Here is a 24,057-nt window from a genome sequence, read left to right as displayed (position 1 = left end):
CACAGGTACGAGTGAAATTCGGTTTCGCTAATCGCTATGATAGATAATGCTATAAAGTATAGCCATTGCTATAAATCAGGGCTAAGAAAACCCTACTTATACAACGTATTTTAGTCACTCTACGTGTTGTGCAAATTACAGACAATAGATTTAAGTGAAATCCATGTGAATATTTTGGTTACAGGACGTGATCGCTGAGAGTTTTCTGAGAAATTTGGCGATAGTGAATACTTATATTGTGGATGAGATCTCGTTTTTCGGTAAGCCGTTACATAGAATACGCAGCAAAATACAATCCTCCTCAAATTTGGAGCAAACATGTCCCATATTTTGCAGTTTCTTTTAGCACTAGTGGTAGTCAGTGTGCTGGCCTTGCTGGTCAGCCACGACAGAAAAAGTATTCGGGTTCGCTACATTATTCAGCTTCTGGTTATCGAAATCATTCTGGCCTGGTTCTTCCTGAACTCAGAAGCCGGTCTGGGATTCGTCAAAGGCTTCGCCGGTTTCTTCGATCATCTTCTGAAATATGCGGCTCAGGGCACCAACTTTGTCTTTGGCAACATGAACGATAAAGGTCTGGCCTTCTTCTTCCTGAACGTCCTGTGTCCGATTGTGTTCATTTCGGCGCTGATCGGGATTCTTCAGCACTTCCGCATCCTGCCGTGGGTGATTCGCGGCATCGGTACGGTGCTGTCTAAGATCAACGGCATGGGTAAACTGGAATCGTTTAACGCCGTAAGCTCTCTGATTTTGGGACAGTCTGAGAACTTTATCGCGTATAAAGACATTCTGGGCAAAATGTCACAGCGTCGTATGTACACGATGGCGGCGACCGCGATGTCCACCGTGTCCATGTCGATTGTGGGTGCCTACATGACCATGCTGCAGCCTAAGTATGTGGTTGCTGCGCTGGTGCTGAACATGTTCAGTACCTTTATCGTACTGTCGCTGATCAACCCTTACCGCGTCGATAACGAAGAAGACCTGCAGTTGCAGGATCTGCACCAGGGTCAGAGCTTCTTTGAAATGCTGGGCGAATATATCCTGGCTGGTTTCCGTGTAGCCATCATCGTCGCAGCAATGCTGATTGGTTTTATCGCCCTGATTTCTGGCCTGAATGCGCTGTTTGACTTCATTTTCGGTATCACGTTCCAGGGCGTGCTGGGTTACGTCTTCTATCCTTTTGCCTGGGTGATGGGCGTGCCATCAGGCGAAGCGCTGCAGGTTGGCAGCATCATGGCCACGAAACTGGTTTCCAATGAGTTTGTGGCGATGATGGATCTGCAGAAAATCGCCAGCCAGCTGTCGCCAAATGCCGAAGGTATTCTGTCGGTTTTCCTGGTGTCTTTTGCTAACTTCTCGTCTATCGGCATCGTCGCGGGCGCGATTAAAGGCCTGAATGAAGAGCAAGGCAACATCGTTTCGCGCTTCGGCCTGAAACTGCTGTATGGCTCAACGCTGGTCAGCGTGCTGTCCGCAGCCATTGCAGGCCTGGTGCTGGCATTCTGATTCCGGGCTTACGCAACAGACAAGGCGAGCCAACTGGCTCGCCTTGTTGCTTTTAACCAGAGACGGTTTAACGCTTACGCTTTACCCTTCCTGAGTCACCCTGCTACTTTGCATTGACAGCAGTTTGCAGTCTGCCCCTTGCCACACAGTCCTCTCTCTTCTTAAAGGAGCGTTTATGGCGTTGGATGCCGAGGGTTACATCGCCGTTCCACCTGTGACCGCCTTTCAACCGGCGTTTCAGGCAATCGTTGACGATTCTATTCATCAACTCCGTCTGACCGTCGGCGATGATCTTCACAGCCTGTGGGTCTATGGCAGCGTTGCGTTTGGCACAGCCGTCGAAGGGCAGTCTGATCTGGATGTCTGCCTTGTCTTTCGTCATCCGCTCGCGCCCGCTACGCGCGACAGCCTGGCGGCCGTAAAAGAGAGGCTTACGGCAAGGCATCCTGTCGTCAGTAACATTGACGTTGATAAAGGCACGCTAAGTGAGGTGATGGATCCGAACAACCTTAATACATGGGGATACTGGCTAAAGCATCACTGCCGCTGCCTTTACGGTGAAGATTTATCGGTGCGTTTTAACCGGTTCAGACCCTCGAAAGCGCTGGCGAGGGCACTAAATGGCGATTTCACAAAGGTTTTAGACGAGTATGTCGCGAAACTGTCCTGCGCCTTGCCCGGCCGCCAGCAGTGGCAACGCGCCGCCGCCAGAAAAGTTATTCGCTCAACGAATATGCTGCGCCAGGATAGCGACGCGGACTGGCCTGCAACGCTTGCCGAGCATGTATCGCGCTTTGTTCTGCGTTATCCCGACCAGGAAGTTGCCATCGCCTTCTTTCTCGCCGAAAGTTATCAGCCCAGTACATCGGGCAGGGAATTTATCTCGCAGCTTGACGCGTTCAGGGGATGGCTGGTTCAGCAGTTGGAACAATCGTAACGAGAACGTACGGGGGAAATATGAAAAGCGCCCGATAAAACAAGAAGGCGACCCAGGCTCAACTCACCCGTCCGTATGAGCCAGGCGGTGTTTTAAAATGAATAGTTAATTTACAGGTGAAACTGACAGGTTAACCCCCACTAACAGGATCGTTTTATCGCTTATTAGCAACGTTCCTCCCTGACTGGCACCCTTTGAATTCTTATTTCATTAAAAGGATAAATCATCTCCCCATTAGCCAACGCCCTGCCTTTACTGATTCAGCAAACATTTTTACCGTCAGAGAATTTTTGTCTTGCTTAACTGGTTAAGTCGTAAACCATTTTCTGAAAAACCATGACATTTTCCAGGGATAGTCATTATCAATATTCAGTGTTGAACACCGATTTGGAACTGGTCAGAATACTGATCTAGCGCTTCAACTAAATCATCAAATTCTGCGCATTCCTGTAACCTGTCATTGATCTGAAGTGGAACGATGATGCCTGTTCGGGAGATGTGACTACAGACCAAAGCGGATTATTTTCACAAACCGCCACTAACATTCTGTGGAAAAGTATGAATAAAGTCACTCACTCGGTATTTTCGGGCTGCTTTGACCCTGACCCAAAATCCTGCTCCATTCATAAACAGAATTCCGGCATGATTAATACTCCCCCGAGCGGACATAGAGCAGGGGGAGTAAATGTAGTTGCCCGGAACGGGAAGGAGGTAATTGTGATTATTTTTTATGTGGTATGTCATTGAGGGCATATGAGGTACACCCGCCCACAGTAGGATGAAGATTAAATAATTGTAAGCCACTAATATTTTAGAATAAACCAACCATAATAAGGTATAATCTCTTACACATTACCCTGTGAGGAAGATTGATTTTCAATCAAATTTAAATAGCCTTCAATAGGATTAAAACACATATAATTAACTCATAAAAAATATCAATATTTTTTCAAAGCGCTGCTAATTAATATGATCCTCTTATCATACTATTGAATAAATCAATTAACGTTTGCTTTGGGTAATCTCTACTTTGAGGGTTTTTTGGTGACTTCCCTTTTTGAGTTGGGATAAAAACTTAGTTGCTCTTATCTCGTGAAAGCCTTTCCCTATGAAAAAATTATAATAGATAATAAACCCCTCAACTATAAAATACCAAGTTATTCCTTTATGAGTTTCACTCATTTTCTGTACAAAGTTTGATAATATATCTTTGATAATTTCATCTGAGATATGAAATGTACTATCAACAATTCTAAAAACTGAAACCTTGATAAAATGGTCTAACCTTAAGCCGCTAAGCTTGTTAATCCTTAGTTTCTTCTCCGCAATGCAATGTCTAAATAAATCATCTAAGCTCTCTGTGCCCTGCACAGTATCATAATAAGCGTCCTTTGCAATTGAAGCCCTCCAAAGGATACTGAATAGATAGAGGTAAAATTTTTCATACTGAAAAGATCCTATGATGATGTGGTCTGCATTTTTCCTGAAATTTTTGTGATCTCTTAATACTCTAATTCCGTACTGCTCGTAATTAATAGACAAAAATTGCTCACAATTCCTGCATAGCATAGGCTCTTTAGGATCAAAATTGCCTACTAAGGATTTTATCCCATCTTCAAAAAGAACAATTTTACCATTTTCTTTTTTAAGCCGCTTAAAATAGCTTCTGGGGATAACGTGCGATTGTTGTAAATCACTTTCCGCTAAACATAATTTGCACATCCCTCTCATTATTTGTTCCTGTCAAATATTATAAAGCAACTATTCATAGATCCAACGACCTGCCTTTGCTGATTCAGCGAACATCCTTACTGTCAGAGGCTTCTTATTTTGTTTTACTGGCTCTTTTTTAAACCACTCACGGAAGAACCAAGGGGTTTTCCAGGGGTAATAATTGTCAATATTCAACTTTGAAACATCGATATTAAATTGCTCAGAATACTTATCAATAGCTTCAACTAAATCATCAAATTCTGCGTATTCCTGTAACGTATCATTGATTTCAAGTGGAACGATTTTGAAGCTGAACGTTCTGACCTGCGGTAAATTTTGGCGAAAGAAATCCAAGACTTGCTCGTCAGTTACCATAACTTATCATTACCTCGTGCTATGCGGTTGTAGTTAGTGGTGGCATTGAAAGCAATCTTGGATACATCTGCGGCGACCATAACCCAGCCTAATATCGGCACAGTCCGTCCGACAAAAGCGCCAAGATTAGTAACGAATGAGAACCTCAATCTTTTTATGCTGGAATTTGTGAGTGTGGGAAGTCTGAAAGGAAGTTCTACATTGAGATAACGCCTTGCTGCCTCTGAGATCAGGGAAGTACCTTTAGTCGTCATTGTACCGCCAATTTTGCCACGTGTTGGGCGGTTTGGTTGTCCAACTATGATGAAAGCAGCAGCAGCGATATCTGATACCCCAAGTTGCTCATCTACAGCATCAAGAAATACCCAGAAAAACAACTCGCCTGCTGAAAGGTTAGATACACCTTTATAGAAGTACGTCCCGTTTAACTCTTCTGTTGTATCCATGCTAGCAGTCTCACAGATAAGATTGTTTTATCATATGAGCCAGTTTTGAAGGTGTCTATATAAAAAGACAATAGAAGCCAATAAGCCCCGTTGGTAGTACTACCAACAAGCGGAGCGTCAGCGACTTCATCAATTGTTCAGAGTGATCACACCTTATCAGGATAACCGTGTACCCTTGCGGGAGCGTGGCTGAGACGCTGGCAGAGTCGGATCTGTAGCTACCGGAGCATTACCACCATAAACCTGTTTAGTGGCCGTGTATGGCCGCACATCCGGCTTAAATGCGTGTGATCAGGCTGTTTTGTAAGAAGTGTTTTGAGACGGAGGCGCGTCATTAGCTTTCGAGTTTTGAACTGCTACCTGTTCGAGCTATTAACTACAGGCCACAGGGATGTTATTCTCACAAATCGCCACTAACAACACTGTGGCAGTATATGAGTAAAGTCACTCACTCGAAATCTTTTAACTTATTGATTTTGAAGAGAAAAAGATGATTGGTGGAGATAAGCGGGATCGAACCGCTGACCTCTTGCATGCCATGCAAGCGCTCTCCCAGCTGAGCTATACCCCCACATCTGGAAATCGTTTTTTCAGTGCCAAACTTTTGGGAGAAGTTTGGTGGAGCTAAGCGGGATCGAACCGCTGACCTCTTGCATGCCATGCAAGCGCTCTCCCAGCTGAGCTATAGCCCCGAACCGAAAAAACCGTCGTGTTACGCGACGGACGGCATAATATGAAACCCCCCAGGGAGTGTCAACGGCAAAATCACATTCTGTGTTTGATCGCTGAAAAAGACGGCAAACTTAACGCGATGACGTCCGTTTGCGCAGAAAAAGAGCTTGTTAATATGATGTAAGGTGTCTGGTCGGGGTTAAACCTTTTTGATCGGCGTTAAGTTAATGCATCGTTAAATATGTTATAGGAATTATCTTGTCTTCCCTGTAATGTCGTGTAAAACTTAGCCCGCTATTTAATACGGCTGCATGGTTTTCTCCAGCGCACCGTTCTTCAACCAGGCGTTTTCGCTCCACCACTAAAATCAATAGAGAATATATGTCGCTGCATACACCTAAAGAGATCGCCCAACTGGCGATTCAGGCAGGGGTGGCCAAAAGCCATGCCTCCATTAGCTCCCTTATCATTCTTGGTTTCATGGCCGGTGCCTTTATTGCTACAGGGTTCCTGCTGGATGTTCACGTCATTAACTCTTTACCCGCAGACTGGGGGTCATTTGGTGGCTTTTTAGGGGCTGCCGTGTTCCCGGTGGGATTGATCCTGACCATTCTGGCCGGGGGCGAGCTGCTAACGGGTAACATGATGACGCTGCCCATTGCCTGGTTTGCCCGCCGTGTTAGCGGTTACAGCGTATTACGTAACTGGTTCTGGGTAACGATTGCGAACTTCCTCGGCAGCATCGCGATTGCCTGGTTCTTTGGTCACATGCTGGCCATGACCGAAGGTGATTACCTGAAAAAAACGCTGGCGATTGCGAATGCGAAGGTGCATGCCGATTTCCTGCATGCCTTTATCTCCGGCATTGGCTGTAACTGGCTGGTGTGCCTGGCCGTCTGGCTGGCATTCGCCAGTAAAGATGTCGTCGGTAAAATTTTTGGTATGTGGTTCCCGGTGATGGCGTTCGTGGCGATTGGTTTCCAGCACGTTGTCGCCAACATGTTCATTATTCCTGCGGCGATTTTCGCCGGTCAGATGACCTGGGCTGAATACTTCCCGAATTTTGTGGCGGTATTTTTAGGTAATGCTGTAGGCGGTGCCGTCTTCGTGGGTCTGGCTTACTTCCTGGCGTTCCGCCCCGCTGCCGAACAGGCACACACTGCGCAATAATTCCTCATTGCCTTTTGTTGAGAGACAAAAGGCAATTTCGTTTTCCGTTACTTTCACCCGTTACGATTTCCTGTAATATGTATAGCTAATGTATTGAACAGGGACAGCATCGTGAAAAAGGAATGGCTTACTCCGGAAGAACTGGCAATCGAAACGGGCTACAGTCGGCAGACGGTGAACAAATGGATCAAACGCGAGAACTGGACGACGACGCCAAAACCCGGCGTTCAGGGCGGAAAAGCGAGACTGATCCACATTGATGAGCGCGTAAAAAGCTTCATTCAGTCGACACGTAATCTCAATGAACCTACAGGCAATTATACTCCTCCACCTAATTCATTACCTGCGTTATTAATAAGTTCTGTCCAGCAAATGAGTCAGAATGAACAGGATCAACTTATGGCCCTGATTTTGCGGGAAGGGATAAAAGGTGTGCTTGAGCGTCTGGGCATTCGTGAAGAATAAGAAAACCGGAAGCGCGAGGCTTCCGGTTTTTTTGCGCCGCTGACAATCACGTCCCGCGGCTCAGACTTTAGTCGGGTGTTGTCAGTAAGTGTCCTGATAACATCACCGCCAGCCGTCAAAGAGAAAGATTATTCGCTCTGCGCTTCGCGCTCAGCAATAAAGGCCAGCGCTTTCTCAATACGCTCAACGCTACGGCTGCGGCCAATCGCTTCGACCGTCACATCCAGTCCCGGTGACTGCCCTGCTCCGGTAACGGCTACACGCAATGGCATACCGACTTTACCCATACCGACGCCTAACTCATCGGCAGCCTGCTGGATAGCGGCATGCACCGTTTCGGCATTCCAGTCAGTTAATGCAGCCAGTTTATCGCGAACCACTTCCAGTGGCTGGCGGGCGACCGGACGTAAATGCTTTTTCGCGGCATCCGCATCGAACTCTGTGAAGTCCTGGTAGAAATAGTGACAGGATGCCGCCATCTCTTTCAGCGTTTTGCAACGTTCCCCCAACAGCGTAACCAGTTTCGCCAGCTCCGGGCCGGTACGCGTATCAATGTTTTGCTGCTCGATGTGCCATTGCAGATGCGTGGCAACGTACTCCGGTGGCAGCGCATTAATATAATGATGATTTAACCACTGCAGTTTTTCCGTATTAAAGGCGCTGGCGGATTTGCTTACCGCGTCCAGGCTAAACAGCTCTGTCATTTCTTTAACGGAGAACACTTCCTGATCGCCATGGGACCAGCCCAGACGCACCAGATAGTTGAGCAGCGCTTCCGGCAGGTAACCATCATCACGGTACTGCATAACACCGACTGCACCATGGCGCTTAGACAGTTTTTTACCGTCATCGCCCAGGATCATGGAAACATGCGCATAAACCGGTACCTGAGCCCCGATGGCTTTCAGAATGTTGATCTGACGTGGTGTGTTATTGATATGGTCTTCACCGCGCACAACATGCGTAATGCCCATATCCCAGTCATCAACCACGACACAGAAGTTGTAGGTTGGCGAGCCGTCGGTACGGCGAATAATCAGATCGTCCAGTTCCTGATTACTGAATTCAATCGGGCCACGAATCTGGTCATCAAAAATGACCGAGCCTTCCTGCGGGTTACGGAAGCGCACCACATGAGGTTCGTCTGCGGCATGGTGCTCGTGGCTGTCGCGGCAACGGCCGTCGTAACGCGGTTTTTCACCGTTCGCCATTTGGGTTTCACGCAGCGTTTCGAGACGCTCTTTAGAGCAGTAGCATTTATAAGCCGTGCCTGCTTCCAGCATTTCATCAATGACGGCGTTGTAGCGATCAAAGCGTTTGGTCTGATAATACGGGCCTTCATCCCAGTCCAGACTCAGCCAGTTCATACCGTCCATAATGGCTTCAATGGCTTCCGGTGTTGAACGCTCCAGATCGGTATCTTCGATGCGCAGCACAAACTCGCCCTGATGATGACGAGCAAAGAGCCATGAATAGAGTGCGGTACGAGCACCGCCTACATGTAAAAAGCCAGTAGGGCTTGGCGCGAAGCGAGTTTTGATTTTCATTCAGTATTGCCTTAAATGCGCGGGTTCTTGTCTGGATGACAAAAAACAGGTTAGACGCGAAAACAGTGCGCACATTCTAGCACCTGATGATGAATCCTCAATGCATGCAACGTAGCAGAGCGGCAGCAAAGCCCGCATTTCTGCTAAGAAAACCAGCATATTGGATAAAATCCCTGCGAGATGTTTAAAATTAAACCGAACGCACAATTAAGTTTTAAAAAGCGTTGACTCAAAATCAACTATCCCTATAATGCGACTCCACACAGCGGGGGTGATTAGCTCAGTTGGTAGAGCATCTCCCTTACAAGGAGGGGGTCGGCGGTTCGAACCCGTCATCACCCACCACTCTTAAGAAGGTTTAAGATGGCCCGCAGTGACAAGAGATAAGATATGGGTGATTAGCTCAGTTGGTAGAGCATCTCCCTTACAAGGAGGGGGTCGGCGGTTCGAACCCGTCATCACCCACCATATCTTAGTCAGATGACACTCTTGTGAAGCAGTACCGAAGTGGGTGATTAGCTCAGTTGGTAGAGCATCTCCCTTACAAGGAGGGGGTCGGCGGTTCGAACCCGTCATCACCCACCACTTCGGGTCGTTAGCTCAGTTGGTAGAGCAGTTGACTTTTAATCAATTGGTCGCAGGTTCGAATCCTGCACGACCCACCAATGTAGAAAGGCGCCCTAAAGGCGCCTTTTTGCTATGCGCAAAAAGTGCAGGATGAGAACCTGCAGCAGGTTCGACTGAATCGCGCAGCGATTCAGGCTGATGCGCCAGCATCACCCGAAGGGCGAGGCCCGCCGGGCCGAAGGCAATCCTGCACGACCCACCAAACCCACCAAATTCAGGAAAAAGCGCCTTCAGGCGCTTTTTTCGTTTCTGCGCTCCGCTGCCTGACGTGCGGAATGAGAATCTGCCGCAGGTTCAGTTACCCGCCCTGCTTTTTCCCACTGCCGAAATAATGAAACCAACAGCCGTATCCGCCACCGTTACCCGTCTACTCAACTGAATGGTAAGGACTAACGTTAATCTGTAAAAATCTTTTCGTAAATTTAACATTTTGAGGCATTAAGCTTTTGCCGCGCGCATCCGATAACCTAAAACGTCTAATTGCAAGGAGATCATCATGACAACTATTTCAACCAGCACACCGAGCATCGGCAGTGGCTCAACGTCAGATACGACAAGCGCCTCATCAGACACGGCAGCACAAATTGCCAGTCTGAATAAGCAGATTTCGCGCCTGAACGACCAGTTAAAAAGTCTGGGCGATGATAAGACACTGACCACCGAAGAAAAGAAGAAGCAGCAGGATACAATCAAAGCGCAGATTCAGGTTTTAGAAGCGCAAATCCAGCAGCTGCAACGCAAAGAGCAACAAAAAGCCGAAGCGAAACAGGCGGAAAAAGAAGGTAAAACCGTGTCAGCCGACGGCGTCAATCGCCCTACCCAAAATAATCAGCTCGACGTCTATATTTAAAACGCAGGACTGGAAGCACGTTGTTGCGTCAGCAGAGCTCCCTGCTGACGCACCTCCTGCCATATGGCCTCGCCCGCAGGCGTTAACGAGCGATTCTTGCGCTTAATTAATGTCAGGCTGCGATTGATCTCAGGATAGAGACGTCTTACCGTTAACGCGCGCCCCGCAGGAAGCGGTAACGCCAGCGCGGGTAAAATGCTGATCCCGATACCTGCATCAACCATAGGAAACAGCGTGGCCGGATGACCGATTTCCTGAACCACATTGATACTGATGTTCTGCTGACGTAACGCCGCGTCAATTAATATCCGGCTGCCCGACGCATAATCCTGAAGCACCATCGTACGTCCCTCCAACATCGGCCACCTTGCCTGCCCGACCTCAGCAAGCGGATCATCCTCCCGGCACAGCAGTAAAAAGGGTTCATCCAGTATGGCGCAGCAATCGAATTCACTGTCATTCAGCGGGCCAATCACAATGCCAAAATCGACTTCGGCGTGACGTACGCTCTGAAGCACGGCCTGCTGCACCCGATCGTGCAGGATGATCTTTATTTCCGGGTAGCTCTGCTGACTGGCGGCAAGGCATTGCGGCATCAGGTGGGCTGAGATCGTCTGACTCGCCGCGATGCGTACCGTCCCACTGCGTTGTTCGCCGTAGCTACGGATATCCAGCAGCGTGGTGTTTATCTCTTCCAGCAACCTTTCCATACGCGAAGCCAGTTGCTGCCCGGCTTCGGTCAGCACCACCTCGCGCGTCGTGCGATCCAGCAAGCGGACGCCCGTTTCCGCTTCCAGCTCTTTAATGCTGTGGCTGACCGCAGACTGACTCAGCCCAATCGCCTGCCCTGCCTGGCTAAAGCCACCATAATGCGCAACGGCCACAAAGGTGCGTAACTGACGTAGGGAGTAATTCATTAATTTCTCACATAGATTCATTTAATAAATCAATTTTATTTCTAAACCCTCATCACGCACAATCACTCCAGACTTAATTTAACCGGATTTTAACGATGGGATTTCTCCGTATTGACCCGATGATGATCAAGCTGATCATCACTGTACTTCTGGCCTCTTTCATTCCGGCGAGAGGCGGCTTCGTCGACTTTTTCACGTACCTGACCACCGCCGCCATCGCCCTGCTGTTCTTCATGCACGGTGCCAAACTGTCACGCGAAAAAATCATCGCAGGCAGCAGCCACTGGCGGCTTCACCTTTGGATCATGTGCAGTACGTTTGTTATGTTCCCGGCGCTGGGGCTGCTGATTGTCTGGTGGCATCCGGTTAACGTCGGCGCAGAAATTTATACCGGCTTCCTTTACCTCTGCATTTTGCCTGCCACCGTCCAGTCGGCCATCGCCTTCACCTCAATGGCTGGCGGCAATGTGGCTGCGGCGGTGTGCAGCGCATCGGCATCCAGCCTGTTAGGTGTTTTCGTCTCCCCGCTGCTGGTTAATCTGGTGATGGACGTCAACAGTAACGGACCAGGCGATGGCCTTGAGCAGGTGGGTAAAATCATGCTGCAACTGTTAGTGCCGTTTGTTTTAGGTCATCTGTCACGCCGCTGGATTAGCGGTTGGGTGGAAAGGAACCGTAGCCTGATTGGCATCACCGATCAGACGTCCATTCTGTTGGTGGTTTATTCCGCGTTCAGCGAAGCGGTGGTGAACGGCATCTGGAAACGCGTCGGGATTGATACGCTGCTGTGGATTCTGGCGGGCTGCATCCTGCTCCTGACGCTGGTGCTGATTATTAACTATCTAGCTGCGCGCCTGTTTGGCTTCAGTCGTCCCGATGAAATCGTGGTGTTGTTCTGTGGCTCGAAAAAGAGCCTGGCGAACGGCGTGCCGATGGCCAATATCCTGTTCCCCGCCAGCGCGGTGGGTATCATCGTCTTGCCACTGATGATTTTTCACCAGGTTCAGTTGATGGTGTGCTCGTTTATTGCCGGACGTTACAAGCGAACCAATGCGTTGCAGGCGGAGAAAAGCAAAGCGGCTGTCGTGGAATCGCAGAAATAACGGAAACACGTTCAGACAAGCGGCCTCATGCGAGGCCGCGAACTCAGTCACCACGCTTTAAAGGTTTAACTAACCCTTCCAGCCCTTCAATTTTTATCGCCAGGGTAAGCTGCATCAGCTCCCCCAAACGACCAGCCGGAAACTCGCCGCTGCGGGCGAACCACAGCAGATAGGGCTCTGGCAAATCAATCAGCATCCGGCCTTTATATTTGCCAAACGGCATGGCCGTATTCGCAATCTCGATCAGCGCCTGCTTATCCATCTCAGGTACCGAGTCGCCGGATCATTTCGGCTTCATCAATGATCTCGATGCCCAGCTCCTGCGCTTTTGCCAGCTTCGAACCCGCAGCTTCTCCTGCGATCAGCAAATCGGTTTTCTTCGATACGCTGCCGCTGACTTTGGCACCGAGTTCGATGAGTCGCGCTTTGGCATCGTCCCGGTTCATCTGCGAGAGTGAGCCCGTTAACACTACGGTCTTGCCTGCAAACGGACTGTCGATCTCGCCGGGGTTCACCGCCACCACCTGGGGCCAGTGGATACCAATATCTTCAACCAGCTGCCGGATCACCTCGCGGTTGCTCTCTTCTTCCATGAAGTGACGTACGTGCTTCGCGACGACCGTGCCCACATCCTGAACCGCAATCAGCGCGTCCAGATCGGCATCCATGACCTTTTGCAGATCGCCAAAATGACTGGCCAGGTTTGCCGCCGTGGCTTCGCCGACTTCGCGAATACCCAGCGCATAGAGGAAACGCGCCAGCGTAGTGGATTTGGCTTTTTCCAGCGCGTCGACCACATTCTGCGCCGACTTCGCGCCCATACGATCTAACCCGGTCAGGGTTTCACGGCTGAGCCGGAACAGATCGGCCGGGGTTTTGACGTACTCTTTCTCGACCAGTTGATCGATAATCTTGTCACCCATGCCGTCAACGTCCATGGCGCGCCGCGACACAAAATGCTTCAGCGCTTCTTTGCGCTGTGCGCCACAGATTAAGCCACCGGTACACCGCGTGACCGCCTCGCCCTCAACGCGTTCAACATCGGAACCGCATACCGGGCACTGAGAGGGAAACACGATCTCACGGGCATTGTCAGGCCGTTCGGTGGTTACAACGTTGACCACCTGAGGAATCACATCGCCGGCACGACGAATCACGACTTTGTCGCCAATGCGCAGGCCAAGGCGTTCAATTTCATCGGCATTATGCAATGTGGCATTGCTGACCATCACGCCTGCCACCTGAACGGGTTCCAGCCGGGCAACAGGTGTAATAGCGCCCGTCCGCCCCACTTGGAACTCGACGTCACGCACAATCGTCATCTGCTCCTGCGCAGGAAACTTGAACGCCACGGCCCAGCGCGGCGCGCGCGCGACAAAGCCCAGCTTTTCCTGCAATTCCTGCGAATCGACTTTAATCACCACGCCGTCGATATCAAAACCCAGCGTGGCCCGCTCTGATTCAACCTCGTGATAAAACGCCAGCGCTTCATCGGCGTTCTGCACCAGACGAATACGGTCGCTGACCGGTAGGCCCCAGGCTTTGAACTGTTGCAGTCGCGCCATGTGGCTGCGGGGCATCTCGCCCCCTTCCAGCAGGCCCAGTCCATAGCAGAAGAACGTTAGCGGTCGTTTCGCGGTGATACGGGGATCCAGCTGGCGCAACGAGCCCGCTGCCGCATTGCGTGGATTGGCAAAGACTTTGCCCTCTGTACGGCGCGCCTCGGCATTGAGTTTTTCAAAGCCGCTTTGCGTCATAAACACTTCTCCACGCACTTCTACTCTGGCGGGAATATTGTCCCCTTTGAGGCGCAGCGGAATGGCACGAATCGTCCGCACATTCGTCGTGATATTTTCGCCTGTTGTGCCATCGCCGCGCGTCGCCGCGCGCGTTAATAAGCCATCTTCATACAACAGGCTGACCGCCAGGCCATCCAGTTTGAGTTCACAGCAATAGGTGAGATCGTCGGTGCTTTTCAGACGATCCTGGACGCGCTTATTGAAGGCCCTGAAACTGGCTTCATCGAACGCGTTATCCAGTGACAGCATCGGCACTTCATGGCGTACCTGCTCAAATACCATCAACGGGGCGGCCCCTACGCGCTGCGTGGGGGAATCAGGCGTGATCAGATCAGGATGCTGTGCTTCCAGATCCCGCAGTTCCCGCATGAGGCGATCGTATTCCGCATCCGGCACTTCCGGCGCGTCCATAACGTGATACAGATATTCGTGATGGCGCAACGTGGTGCGCAGTTCAGTGATGTGTTCCTGGACGGATTTCATATAACCCCATCAGATAAAAAACCCCCGACAGGCGGGGGTTCATCATAATAATTTGAAAAAGTGTGGATTACTCGCGGGATTCGACCACATCGCGGATACGCGCTTTGTAAGTTTCCAGCTTTTGCGGCGTCATCATCCGGCGTTCGTCATCCAGTACCACACCGCCCACATCGTCCGCGATACGCTGCGCGGACTGTAGCATCAGCTTAAAGTTCTGATTCGCATCGCCATACGACGGCACCATCATGAAAATGGAGACGCCAGGCGTGGTGAAGTCGGTCATTTCGTCTGGATTGAAGGAACCGGGTTTCACCATGTTAGCCAGACTAAACAGCACAGGACCGCTGCCTGCCGGACTGAGATGACGATGGAAAATGTTCATTTCACCAAACTGAAAACCGGCCTGCAAAATGCCCTGTAGCAAGGCTTCACCATTCAGCTGACCGCCTGAGTGCGCCGCGACATGCAGCACAAGCACCGCTTCTTTGGGCTTACTGCTGGTCTGCGGACGAGGTTCAGGTTGTTTCGGCTGCGGCGGCGGACTGACCACCTCAGGTTCAGGCTCATAGTCAGGCTCAGGTTCGGCCTGATAAACAGGATTAGGCTGAACGCTGTCCAGCGGATCGCTATCCAGCAACGGATCGGCCTGAACCGGCGGTGCGGTGAAGGCTGGTGGCTGGCGAGTCGGTGCAGGCCGTTGTGGCGCACGTTCCGGTTGCGGTGCCGGGTCAAAAAGAGGATCGCTTTCAGGCTGCGGCGCAGAAGGCTGACGCGGGCGCACCTTAACAGGCTCACGCCGCACTTCAGGCTGTGGCTCGCGGATGTCGTCAAAATGAGGCTCCTGGTGCCCGCGCGTATTACGCACACGCACTTCACCGACGCCGTCATCAACGTCGTCGGTCAGCGTCTCATCATCATGTTCATCACGTTGTTTCAAACGTTTGTGCGGGCGATCGCGGAAGACTGAAGAGCGTTCTTTACGGCTGGTCCACAGTCCGTGAATAAGAAGCGCTATAATGGCGATCGCGCCAACAACGATTAATATCAGACGCAAATCCTGCATCATTGTATTCTCTGTTGTTCCAATACCTTGCCACCGCGGCAAACTTTATTCTCTAACTGTATTTGCCCTGCCAGATAAGTGCAAGTCTGTGCAGTATTTTCTCACAAATAAGATAGCTCACCGCCACTTTTTCGCTGTTTTTTTACCCAAACGGCACCTGGTCAGCAGAAAAAGCCAGGTTATAGTAGGCGCGCCTTAACATCTTCAGGAGAACTGGCTCGATGGCTGTGAATAATTCCGTTTCCTCTTTTAATGGCGTGCACTATTTTAGCCAGGGCTGGAAGCTAATCAGGTTACCGGGCATACGGCGCTTCGTCATCGTTCCCTTGCTGGTCAACATCCTGCTGCTAGGCGGCGCCTTTGTCTGGTTATTTTTCCGTCTTGACGAGTGGATCCCCAAACTGATGTCGCATGTGCCGGACTGGCTGCAATGGCTCAGCTATGTGCTGTGGCCGCTGTCGGTGATTTCGGTGGTGCTGGTGTTTAGCTATTTCTTTTCAACGATAGCCAACCTGATTGCCGCGCCGTTTTGCGGCCTGCTGGCGGAACAACTTGAGGGGCGGCTGACGGGTAAACCACTGCCTGACAGCGGCTGGCTGGGCATGGTTAAAGACGTGCCGCGCATCATGAAACGCGAATTACAAAAGCTGGGCTACTACCTGCCCCGCGCACTGGGCCTGTTATTACTTTATTTAGTTCCGGGTTTTGGGCAGACGGTGGCACCCGTGCTGTGGTTTATGTTCAGCGCCTGGATGTTGTCTGTTCAGTATTGCGACTATCCTTTCGATAACCATAAAGTCAGTTTTCAGCAGATGCGTCATGCCTTACGCCAGCACAAGACAGCCAATATGCAGTTTGGCGCGCTGGTGAGCCTCTTTACAATGATTCCCGTGGTGAACCTGGCCATTATGCCGGTCGCCGTGTGCGGGGCCACCGCGATGTGGGTTGATCGCTACCGGGCGAACCTGGCTCGTGAAAGCCTGCGCTGAACATATCAACTATCCTTATGCAATTTTCGGCAGGTCTTATCGCCATGAGACATATAGATATATGATTTCTTTCCTTCCGCCACGGGGCAGAACAGGTATGCTCAGAGGGTTCCCAATAATTCATACAGTTAAGGACAGGCTATGAGTAAGATCTATGAAGACAACTCTTTGACAATTGGTCATACGCCGCTGGTTCGACTGAACCGCATCGGTAACGGCCGCATCCTTGCGAAGGTTGAGTCCCGTAACCCGAGCTTCAGTGTGAAATGCCGTATCGGTGCCAACATGATTTGGGACGCAGAAAAACGCGGTATTCTTAAGCAAGGTATTGAACTGGTTGAACCGACCAGCGGTAACACCGGTATTGCATTAGCCTACGTGGCCGCCGCGCGCGGTTACAAACTGACGCTGACCATGCCGGACACCATGTCTGTTGAGCGCCGTAAGTTGCTTAAAGCCCTGGGCGCAAATCTGGTCCTGACCGAAGGCGCAAAAGGCATGAAAGGCGCGATCGCCAAAGCCGAAGAGATCGTGGCCAGCGATCCCGACAAGTATTTGCTGCTGCAGCAGTTCAGTAACCCGGCCAACCCGGAAATTCACGAGAAAACCACCGGTCCCGAAATTTGGGAAGACACGGATGGTGAAGTGGATGTGTTCATTGCCGGTGTGGGGACCGGCGGCACGCTGACAGGCGTAAGCCGTTACATCAAAAACACCCAGGGTAAGAAATCCTTGATCACCGTGGCCGTAGAACCCACTGACTCACCGGTGATTGCGCAGGCGATGGCGGGCGAAGAGCTGAAACCCGGCCCGCATAAGATTCAGGGGATTGGCGCGGGCTTTATTCCGGGTAACCTGGATTTGGCGCTGATCGATTTAGCTGTCGGCATCACTAATGATGAAGCGATCGCCACGGCCCGTCGCCTGATGGAAGAAGAAGGCATTCTGGCCGGTATCTCTTCGGGTGCCGCCGTTGCCGCCGCGCTGAAGTTGCAGGAAGATGAAGCCTACGCCAACAAAAACATCGTTGTCATTCTTCCTTCTTCCGGTGAGCGCTATCTCAGCACCGCGCTGTTCGCCGATCTTTTCACGGAAAAAGAGCTGCAATAGCCCGTAGTTCGCCCTGGACAAACGCTTAAAAAGCACCCTGACGGGTGCTTTTTTGTGGCGCAGATCTCACTTTTACCATGCAGCCAATTGATTTCAGTCGTGTGGCTCTGGTATTTAGACTGCCAATTATTTCGATGCCTGAAATTAATCCTCCTTTGAAGTGGATCAAGCTGAATCAAGTTTCAGATTTAGTGAAAGGGCGAATCACGGCATAATTACCCGGTGACGTGCTCAACTCGTGTTTTGACACGCAGCGGGAATGAAACACTCATTCAAGCGCATTTGTTCGATTGTAAGTTGTATACCCGCGCACCTACACAGGCTAAAGTTACGGCTCCAGGCTAGACTTTAGATCCATAACACTCATCCTGAAAACGTTGGGGAAATAGAATGTTCCAGCAAGAAGTTACCATTACCGCACCAAACGGACTGCATACTCGCCCTGCTGCGCAATTTGTCAAAGAAGCTAAAGCCTTCCAGTCAGAAATCACCGTGACCTCCAACGGCAAATCGGCCAGCGCCAAAAGCCTGTTTAAGCTGCAGACTCTGGGTCTGACTCAGGGCACCGTTGTCACACTTTCTGCGGAAGGTGAAGATGAGCAAAAAGCCGTAGAGCATCTGGTTAAGCTGATGGCGGAACTGGAGTAATCTCCTTTCTGCTCCGCTTAAAACGACTCTTCTGCGCCATTGTGTGCAACATCTTGATCGCGGACAACCTGTCCGCGTTATTGCTTTCGTAGAGTACGTGTCACACGACTATGGCAACGCAACGAGTCCAGTCAGCCATCGTGATAAAAAGGTAGGGTTATGATTTCAGGCATTTTAGCATCACCAGGTATCGCTTTCGGCAAAGCTCTGCTGCTGAAAGAAGACGAGATCGTCATCAACCGTAAAAAAATTTCAGATGACCAGGTTGAGCAGGAGGTTCAGCGCTTTCTGCAAGGGCGTAGCAAAGCGGCTGAGCAACTTGAAGCCATTCGTATCAAAGCCAGCGAATCCCTGGGTGAAGAAAAAGCAGCCATCTTCGAAGGCCACATTATGTTGCTGGAAGACGAAGAGCTGGAGCAGGAAATCATCGACCTGATCAAAAAAGATCACGCCACTGCTGATGCTGCTGTGAACTCCGTCATCGACGCCCAGGCAAAAGCCCTGGAGGAGCTGGACGACGAATACCTGAAAGAGCGTGCGGCAGACGTGCGTGACATCGGTAAGCGTCTGCTGCAAAACATTTTAGGTCTGCACATTGTCGACCTGAGCGCAATCCAGGAAGAATCTATTCTGGTGGCGAAAGATTTAACGCCATCCGAAACCGCACAGCTGAATCTGAAAAAGGTGCTGGGCTTTATTACCGATTTGGGTGGCCGTACCTCGCACACCTCAATCATGGCACGCTCGTTAGAAATCCCGGCGATTGTCGGCACCGGTAACGTGACCACCACCATCAAAAACGGCGATTTCATCATTCTGGACGGGGTGAACAATGCGATTCACGTTAATCCGTCTGAGGCGGTTCAGGAAGAGCTGAAAGCGGTTCAGAATCAGTATCTGTCTGAAAAACACGAGCTGGCGAAGCTGAAAGATCTGCCGGCTGTTACGCTGGATGGCCATCAGGTTGAAGTCTGCGCCAACATCGGTACGGTACGCGATATCGCCGGTGCCGAGCGCAACGGCGCAGAAGGTGTTGGCCTGTACCGCACTGAGTTCCTGTTTATGGATCGCGACTCACTGCCGACCGAAGAAGAGCAGTTCCAGGCGTATAAAGCGGTCGCAGAAGCCATGGGATCGCAGGCCGTGATCGTCCGTACCATGGATATTGGCGGTGATAAAGACCTGCCTTACATGAACCTGCCTAAAGAAGAAAACCCGTTCCTGGGCTGGCGCGCCATCCGTATTGCGATGGATCGTAAGGAAATTCTGCATGCACAGCTGCGTGCTATCTTACGTGCCTCTTCTTTCGGTAAGCTGCGCATCATGTTCCCGATGATCATTTCGGTTGAAGAAGTGCGTACGCTGAAAGCGGAACTGGAGCTGCTGAAAGCGCAGTTACGCGAAGAAGGTAAAGCGTTTGACGAGTCAATCGAAGTGGGCATTATGGTGGAAACGCCTGCCTCTGCCGTGATTGCACGTCACCTGGCGAAAGAAGTCGACTTCTTTAGCATTGGGACAAACGATTTGACGCAGTATACTCTTGCAGTAGATCGTGGTAATGATTTGATTTCGCACCTGTATAACCCGATGACGCCTTCGGTACTGAACCTCATCAAGCAAGTCATTGATGCGTCTCATGCTGAAGGTAAATGGACTGGCATGTGTGGTGAGCTGGCAGGTGACGAACGTGCTACACTACTGTTACTGGGAATGGGGCTGGACGAATTCAGCATGAGTGCCATTTCTATCCCTGGCATCAAGAAAATTATTCGTAATACACATTTCGAAGATGCGAAGGCGTTGGCAGAGCAGGCACTGGCTCAACCTACGGCGGAAGACTTGATGAACCTGGTGAACAAGTTCATTAAAGAAAAAACGCTCTGCTGATCCACGAGATGCTGGCCCCAAATTACTGCTTAGGAGAAGATCATGGGTTTGTTTTCTAAACTTTTTGGCGAAAAAACAGATAGCGCTGGGACAATTGATATCGTAGCGCCTCTGTCTGGCGAAATCGTGAATATTGAAGACGTACCAGATGTGGTGTTTGCAGAAAAAATCGTGGGTGACGGTATTGCGATCAAACCAAGCGGCAACAAAATGGTTGCGCCGGTTGATGGGACTATCGGCAAGATTTTCGAAACCAACCATGCCTTTTCAATCGAATCCGATAATGGCATTGAGCTGTTCGTGCATTTCGGCATCGATACCGTCGAACTGAAAGGCGAAGGCTTCAAACGCATCGCCGAAGAAGGTCAGAAGGTTAAAAAAGGCGACGTGGTGATCGAATTCGATCTGCCGCTGCTGGAAGAGAAAGCAAAATCCACACTGACCCCTGTTGTCATTTCCAATATGGATGAAATCAAGGATTTGACAAAACTGTCTGGTCAGGTCGTCGTGGGTGAAACCCCGGTGATTCGCATCAAAAAGTAATACACAAACGGCACCTCAGGGTGCCGTTCTCTTATGCTTCACGTCTCTGCTTAATGCGGCTGCCAGCGGGGCAAACGCAGTGTCAGCTCCAGTCCGCCTTCAGGCCGGTTAACCGCCCTGACCTCGCCATGATGCGCCAGTACCACTTTACGCACAATTGCCAGCCCCAGCCCGTAGCCTTTACCCAGTAACGGCGAATTGACCCGGACAAAGGGATCAAAGATGCTGGACAGCTTATTCTCATCGACGCCTGGCCCCTGATCCCGCACCTGAATCGCCAGCCACTGTTGCTCAACCTGCAGGCTGACCTCAATGCGCTGACCCGGCAGCGAAAAGCGTAAAGCATTACGCAGCACGTTCTCAATGCCTCGCCGGCATAACTCAGCATTCCCGCGTACGGTATGATCGGCCTGCTCATCAACGTTAAACACGACCTCGACGCCGGGGATCTGCGCTTCATAACGGAGATCGGTAACCACCGCCTCTAATAAGCCGGCCAAATCAAAATAGTGTTCGCCCGGCACACTTTCATGCTCGGCACGCGCCAGGGTTAACAGTTCACCAATCATCTTATCCAGCCGCTGTGCCTCTTCATCGATGCGATCCAGCGAGTCATTCACGTTTTCTGGCCGCTGTCGCGCCAGGCCCGTTGCCAGCTGCAGACGGGCAAGCGGCGAGCGCAGTTCATGAGAGATGTCATGAAGCAGGGCTTCACGGGCACGCACCAACGTGTCCAGGCGTTCAACCATGGCATCGAACGCCTGCGCCACGCTGGAGAGCTCGTCATGACGCTTACGCAGCGCAGGATAGAGCCTGATGCTTAAATCGCCATTGGCTACCCGCGAAAAACCTTCACGCAGTTGTCGCATAGGGCGCGTCAGGTTCCATGCCAGCAGCAGGCTAAACAGCAACCCCACAGACCCGGCGAAAATGAACATGGGCTCAGGAATATTCAGGAAATTATGTGGCCGCCCCTCCCGGCTCATTGTGCGTATGCCTTTCAGATCGTACAGCAGCTCATAGCTCTTGCCGTCCGGGCTCTGTGCCTGGCGCACAAGATGGTCGGGAAAAAAGGATTTTTCGGGCGTTTCGGGCGCAAGCGGCGGTGCCTCTGCGTTGCGGAGATTATCCAGTGCGCGTACATGCAAAAACGCCCGATCTTCCGGGGCCCACTCCGCCATCATCGCATCCAGCGCTGACGGGCCGCCCCGCTCCAGCACCGACACGGCTGACGCCATCAGCGCGTCAGCCAGCCGCTGGGTGACCAAATATTCAGGGGGATGATGCCGCGTACCGGAAAGTGAGAAACCCAGCCAGATCAGCTGACTGATAATCAGGAAAACCAGCCAGAACCCCAGCAGGATCTTCCAGAACATGCGCCCACGGTAAGTTTGATTCATCGAATGCGATAACCAATGCTGCGAACGGTTTCGATGGTGATGCTGTCGGCGGTGAGCGCGCTGAGCTTCTGACGGATATTACTGATATGCACATCCACGCTGCGATCGTACGCTTCACGCGGTCGTCCCAGGCCTTTCTCAGACAGCTCGTCTTTCGTCACCACCCGGTCCGGTGAACGCAGCAGCAAATCCAGCAGATTAAATTCAGAGGCGGTCAGATCAAAGGCTTTCCCCTGCCATTCCGTCACGCGGTTGGCCGCATTGAGTGTTAACTCTCCCCATTGCAGCGTCTCTTTTTTATCCTGCAAAGGCGCATGCTCTTCAATCCGACGCAGTACGGCACGCAAGCGCGCCACCAACTCACGGGGATAACACGGCTTGGGCATATAGTCATCGGCCCCCATTTCCAGGCCGATAACCCGATCAATATTGTCGCCCTTGGCCGTCAGCATAATTACCGGCAGACGGCTTTGCTGGCGCACCTGGCGCAGGACATCGGTGCCGCTCATATCCGGCAGCATAATATCCAGAATCATGGCGCTGTATTCACCGGACAGCGCCCCCTGCACACCGGCAGTGCCGGTTAACACCAGTTGCGTATCAAAGCCTTCCGTGATCAGATACTGGCTCAGCATCGTGCCTAATTCTACGTCGTCATCTACCAGCAGGATTTTCATTGTTATCTCTCTTACGTCACTGGCGCTATTTTGAACCGGGCCAGCGAAACGCGCAGCCAGTTTTACGCGATCCTTACAGATGCCAGTAAGCTTAGCCAAATAAACAAGACTCAGGCAGCCGACGGCGCAGCATAAGCCTTCAGCGGGCGTAATGGCTGCGTGACGTTACTGATAAACGCCGGTAGAGAGATAGCGATCGCCACGGTCACAAACAATGGCCACCACGACGCTTCCAGGATGGGCGCTGGCAATACGCAGCGCGCCCGCGACCGATCCGCCTGAGCTGACGCCGCAGAAAATACCTTCACGCCGGGCCAGCGCCCGCATGGTCTCTTCGGCTTCCTGCTGCCCCATATCAATTACCTCATCCACCAACTCGGGCCGGTAAATGCCGGGCAAATACGCCTGAGGCCAGCGGCGAATCCCAGGAATGCTACTGCCTTCTTTAGGCTGCAGCCCAATCACTTTCACGCCCGTCTTATGTTCTTTTAAAAACCGCCCTACGCCGGTAATCGTGCCGGTGGTGCCCATACTGGAGACAAAATGCGTCATGCGCTGATTCGACTGGGCCCACAGCTCCGGTCCCGTGGTCTGGTAGTGGCCCAGTGGATTGTCTGGGTTATTAAACTGGTCCAGCACCGTTCCCTCACCGCGCGCCGCCATCGCCTGGGCTAAATCACGCGCGCCCTCCATGCCCTGCTCCCGACCTATCAGGACTAACTCGGCCCCATAGGCACGCATCGCATCCTGCCGCTCCTGGCTCATATTATCCGGCATCAGTAAGCGCAACCGGTAGCCTTTCATCGCCGCGATCATCGCCAGCGCGATACCGGTGTTGCCACTGGTGGCCTCAATCAGCTGATCGCCCGGTGTTATCTCGCCTCGCCGTTCCGCCTGATGAATCATTGACCAGGCTGCGCGATCTTTGACGGAACCGGCGGGGTTGTTGCCCTCCAGTTTCAGCCAGATCTCACTGCCATTGTCAGGCGTCAGGCGCTGTAACCTGATAAGCGGTGTATTACCGATTGTGTGTTCCAGAGTGGTCACGGTGCATATCCTGGCGAAACGATACCGTTACGAATCAGGCCAGAGCCTGAGGTATGGCGGTATAAACATTAAAAAAGGGC

Annotated in this window: 23 protein-coding genes, 6 tRNA genes and 1 other RNA gene; 16 read left to right on the top strand and 14 right to left on the bottom strand. The window is 51.3% G+C overall.

Features of this window, described 5'->3' with window-relative positions; all coding sequences use genetic code 11:
- The first annotated feature begins 318 nt into the window (after window positions 1-318).
- Both C7433_RS10750 and C7433_RS10745 read left to right on the top strand, forming a co-directional pair.
- Window positions 319-1,509 carry a NupC/NupG family nucleoside CNT transporter gene (locus tag C7433_RS10750; RefSeq protein WP_110268156.1) on the top strand — a complete coding sequence of 397 codons (1,191 nt, stop codon included), beginning with the start codon at window positions 319-321 and terminating at the stop codon, window positions 1,507-1,509.
- A gap of 175 nt (window positions 1,510-1,684) precedes the next feature.
- A complete protein-coding gene (locus C7433_RS10745) occupies window positions 1,685-2,446 on the top strand; it encodes a nucleotidyltransferase domain-containing protein (protein ID WP_110268155.1) in 762 nt (253 codons plus the stop codon).
- Between the two features lie 223 nt (window positions 2,447-2,669).
- On the opposite strand, the gene C7433_RS23865 is transcribed toward C7433_RS10745, so the two are convergent.
- The 6 genes from C7433_RS23865 to C7433_RS10715 form a co-directional block, all read right to left on the bottom strand.
- Window positions 2,670-2,717: a hypothetical protein gene (locus C7433_RS23865; RefSeq protein ID WP_233255781.1), complete on the bottom strand. Its 48-nt coding sequence runs from the start codon at window positions 2,715-2,717 to the stop codon at window positions 2,670-2,672.
- Between the two features lie 731 nt (window positions 2,718-3,448).
- On the bottom strand, window positions 3,449-4,177 hold the full coding sequence (locus C7433_RS10735; protein WP_110268154.1) for a hypothetical protein: 729 nt from the start codon (window positions 4,175-4,177) through the stop codon (window positions 3,449-3,451).
- A gap of 30 nt (window positions 4,178-4,207) precedes the next feature.
- Window positions 4,208-4,534, bottom strand: a complete 327-nt coding sequence (locus C7433_RS10730) for a DUF1493 family protein (protein ID WP_110268153.1) — start codon at window positions 4,532-4,534, stop codon at window positions 4,208-4,210.
- Window positions 4,528-4,980, bottom strand: coding sequence for an STM2901 family protein (locus tag C7433_RS10725; protein WP_110268152.1), 453 nt, complete (start codon window positions 4,978-4,980; stop codon window positions 4,528-4,530). The genes C7433_RS10730 and C7433_RS10725 overlap by 7 nt, the downstream gene beginning before the upstream one ends.
- Before the next feature lie 495 nt (window positions 4,981-5,475).
- A tRNA-Ala gene (locus tag C7433_RS10720) sits at window positions 5,476-5,551 on the bottom strand.
- Between the two features lie 45 nt (window positions 5,552-5,596).
- A tRNA-Ala gene (locus C7433_RS10715) sits at window positions 5,597-5,672 on the bottom strand.
- Window positions 5,673-6,033: 361 nt separating this feature from the next.
- On the opposite strand from C7433_RS10715, the gene C7433_RS10710 reads away from it, so the two are divergent.
- Window positions 6,034-6,822, top strand: coding sequence for a formate/nitrite transporter family protein (locus tag C7433_RS10710; protein WP_006120379.1), 789 nt, complete (start codon window positions 6,034-6,036; stop codon window positions 6,820-6,822).
- A gap of 111 nt (window positions 6,823-6,933) precedes the next feature.
- A complete protein-coding gene (locus tag C7433_RS10705; RefSeq protein ID WP_033740792.1) occupies window positions 6,934-7,287 on the top strand; it encodes a YfeC-like transcriptional regulator in 354 nt (117 codons plus the stop codon).
- Between the two features lie 128 nt (window positions 7,288-7,415).
- Here the strand turns inward: C7433_RS10705 and gltX are convergent, their stop codons facing one another.
- Window positions 7,416-8,834 (bottom strand): glutamate--tRNA ligase, encoded by a 1,419-nt coding sequence (gene gltX / locus C7433_RS10700; RefSeq protein WP_033740793.1) that lies wholly within the window; start codon window positions 8,832-8,834, stop codon window positions 7,416-7,418.
- Window positions 8,835-9,103: 269 nt separating this feature from the next.
- Between gltX and C7433_RS10695 the strand changes: the two genes are divergently transcribed.
- The 6 genes from C7433_RS10695 to C7433_RS10670 all read left to right on the top strand — a co-directional run bounded on the left by C7433_RS10695 (window position 9,104) and on the right by C7433_RS10670 (window position 10,311).
- Window positions 9,104-9,179: transfer RNA gene (locus C7433_RS10695), tRNA-Val, on the top strand.
- 47 nt (window positions 9,180-9,226) lie between these two features.
- Window positions 9,227-9,302, top strand: a tRNA-Val gene (locus tag C7433_RS10690).
- 41 nt (window positions 9,303-9,343) lie between these two features.
- A tRNA-Val gene (locus C7433_RS10685) sits at window positions 9,344-9,419 on the top strand.
- 4 nt (window positions 9,420-9,423) lie between these two features.
- Window positions 9,424-9,499: transfer RNA gene (locus C7433_RS10680), tRNA-Lys, on the top strand.
- A 31-nt stretch (window positions 9,500-9,530) separates the two neighbouring features.
- Window positions 9,531-9,663: non-coding RNA, RtT sRNA (locus C7433_RS10675), on the top strand.
- Between the two features lie 294 nt (window positions 9,664-9,957).
- On the top strand, window positions 9,958-10,311 hold the full coding sequence (locus tag C7433_RS10670; RefSeq protein ID WP_006117791.1) for a FlxA-like family protein: 354 nt from the start codon (window positions 9,958-9,960) through the stop codon (window positions 10,309-10,311).
- Here C7433_RS10670 and C7433_RS10665 read toward each other — a convergent pair.
- The gene (locus C7433_RS10665; protein WP_033740794.1) at window positions 10,308-11,228 is read right to left on the bottom strand and encodes a LysR family transcriptional regulator; all 921 of its coding nucleotides are present in this window, start codon (window positions 11,226-11,228) and stop codon (window positions 10,308-10,310) included. The genes C7433_RS10670 and C7433_RS10665 overlap by 4 nt on opposite strands.
- A gap of 95 nt (window positions 11,229-11,323) precedes the next feature.
- Here C7433_RS10665 and C7433_RS10660 point away from each other — a divergent pair, with 95 nt between their 5' ends.
- Window positions 11,324-12,331, top strand: coding sequence for a bile acid:sodium symporter family protein (locus C7433_RS10660; RefSeq protein WP_006117793.1), 1,008 nt, complete (start codon window positions 11,324-11,326; stop codon window positions 12,329-12,331).
- Between the two features lie 43 nt (window positions 12,332-12,374).
- Here C7433_RS10660 and C7433_RS10655 read toward each other — a convergent pair whose 3' ends face one another.
- From C7433_RS10655 to zipA, 3 genes are all read right to left on the bottom strand, one after another.
- The gene (locus C7433_RS10655) at window positions 12,375-12,593 is read right to left on the bottom strand and encodes a DUF3820 family protein (protein ID WP_039339860.1); all 219 of its coding nucleotides are present in this window, start codon (window positions 12,591-12,593) and stop codon (window positions 12,375-12,377) included.
- Between the two features lies 1 nt (window position 12,594).
- Complete coding sequence (gene ligA, locus C7433_RS10650) at window positions 12,595-14,613, bottom strand: NAD-dependent DNA ligase LigA (protein WP_033740798.1); 2,019 nt, start codon at window positions 14,611-14,613, stop codon at window positions 12,595-12,597.
- Window positions 14,614-14,680: 67 nt separating this feature from the next.
- Complete coding sequence (gene zipA / locus C7433_RS10645) at window positions 14,681-15,679, bottom strand: cell division protein ZipA (RefSeq protein WP_110268151.1); 999 nt, start codon at window positions 15,677-15,679, stop codon at window positions 14,681-14,683.
- Between the two features lie 218 nt (window positions 15,680-15,897).
- Between zipA and cysZ the strand changes: the two genes are divergently transcribed.
- The 5 genes from cysZ to crr all read left to right on the top strand — a co-directional run bounded on the left by cysZ (window position 15,898) and on the right by crr (window position 20,853).
- Complete coding sequence (gene cysZ / locus C7433_RS10640) at window positions 15,898-16,665, top strand: sulfate transporter CysZ (RefSeq protein WP_054633375.1); 768 nt, start codon at window positions 15,898-15,900, stop codon at window positions 16,663-16,665.
- A gap of 141 nt (window positions 16,666-16,806) precedes the next feature.
- On the top strand, window positions 16,807-17,775 hold the full coding sequence (gene cysK / locus C7433_RS10635; RefSeq protein ID WP_033740801.1) for a cysteine synthase A: 969 nt from the start codon (window positions 16,807-16,809) through the stop codon (window positions 17,773-17,775).
- A 390-nt stretch (window positions 17,776-18,165) separates the two neighbouring features.
- Complete coding sequence (gene ptsH / locus C7433_RS10630) at window positions 18,166-18,423, top strand: phosphocarrier protein Hpr (protein WP_003848868.1); 258 nt, start codon at window positions 18,166-18,168, stop codon at window positions 18,421-18,423.
- Between the two features lie 159 nt (window positions 18,424-18,582).
- A complete protein-coding gene (gene ptsI, locus C7433_RS10625; RefSeq protein ID WP_110268150.1) occupies window positions 18,583-20,310 on the top strand; it encodes a phosphoenolpyruvate-protein phosphotransferase PtsI in 1,728 nt (575 codons plus the stop codon).
- 42 nt (window positions 20,311-20,352) lie between these two features.
- Window positions 20,353-20,853 carry a PTS glucose transporter subunit IIA gene (gene crr / locus C7433_RS10620; protein ID WP_006117800.1) on the top strand — a complete coding sequence of 167 codons (501 nt, stop codon included), beginning with the start codon at window positions 20,353-20,355 and terminating at the stop codon, window positions 20,851-20,853.
- Window positions 20,854-20,903: 50 nt separating this feature from the next.
- Here the strand turns inward: crr and C7433_RS10615 are convergent, their stop codons facing one another.
- The 3 genes from C7433_RS10615 to cysM all read right to left on the bottom strand — a co-directional run bounded on the left by C7433_RS10615 (window position 20,904) and on the right by cysM (window position 23,977).
- The gene (locus tag C7433_RS10615) at window positions 20,904-22,253 is read right to left on the bottom strand and encodes an ATP-binding protein (protein ID WP_006117801.1); all 1,350 of its coding nucleotides are present in this window, start codon (window positions 22,251-22,253) and stop codon (window positions 20,904-20,906) included.
- A complete protein-coding gene (locus C7433_RS10610) occupies window positions 22,250-22,930 on the bottom strand; it encodes a response regulator transcription factor (RefSeq protein WP_006117802.1) in 681 nt (226 codons plus the stop codon). The genes C7433_RS10615 and C7433_RS10610 overlap by 4 nt, the downstream gene beginning before the upstream one ends.
- 165 nt (window positions 22,931-23,095) lie before the next feature.
- Entirely contained in the window at window positions 23,096-23,977 is an 882-nt protein-coding gene (cysM, locus tag C7433_RS10605; protein ID WP_006117803.1) for a cysteine synthase CysM, read from the bottom strand.
- Window positions 23,978-24,057: the final 80 nt, after the last annotated feature.

Source organism: Pantoea sp. PNA 03-3, from assembly GCF_003201175.1.
GTDB lineage: Bacteria > Pseudomonadota > Gammaproteobacteria > Enterobacterales > Enterobacteriaceae > Pantoea > Pantoea stewartii.
The sequence above is the reverse complement of the archived record's forward strand: the minus strand, read 5'-3'. Positions and strand labels throughout refer to the sequence as shown.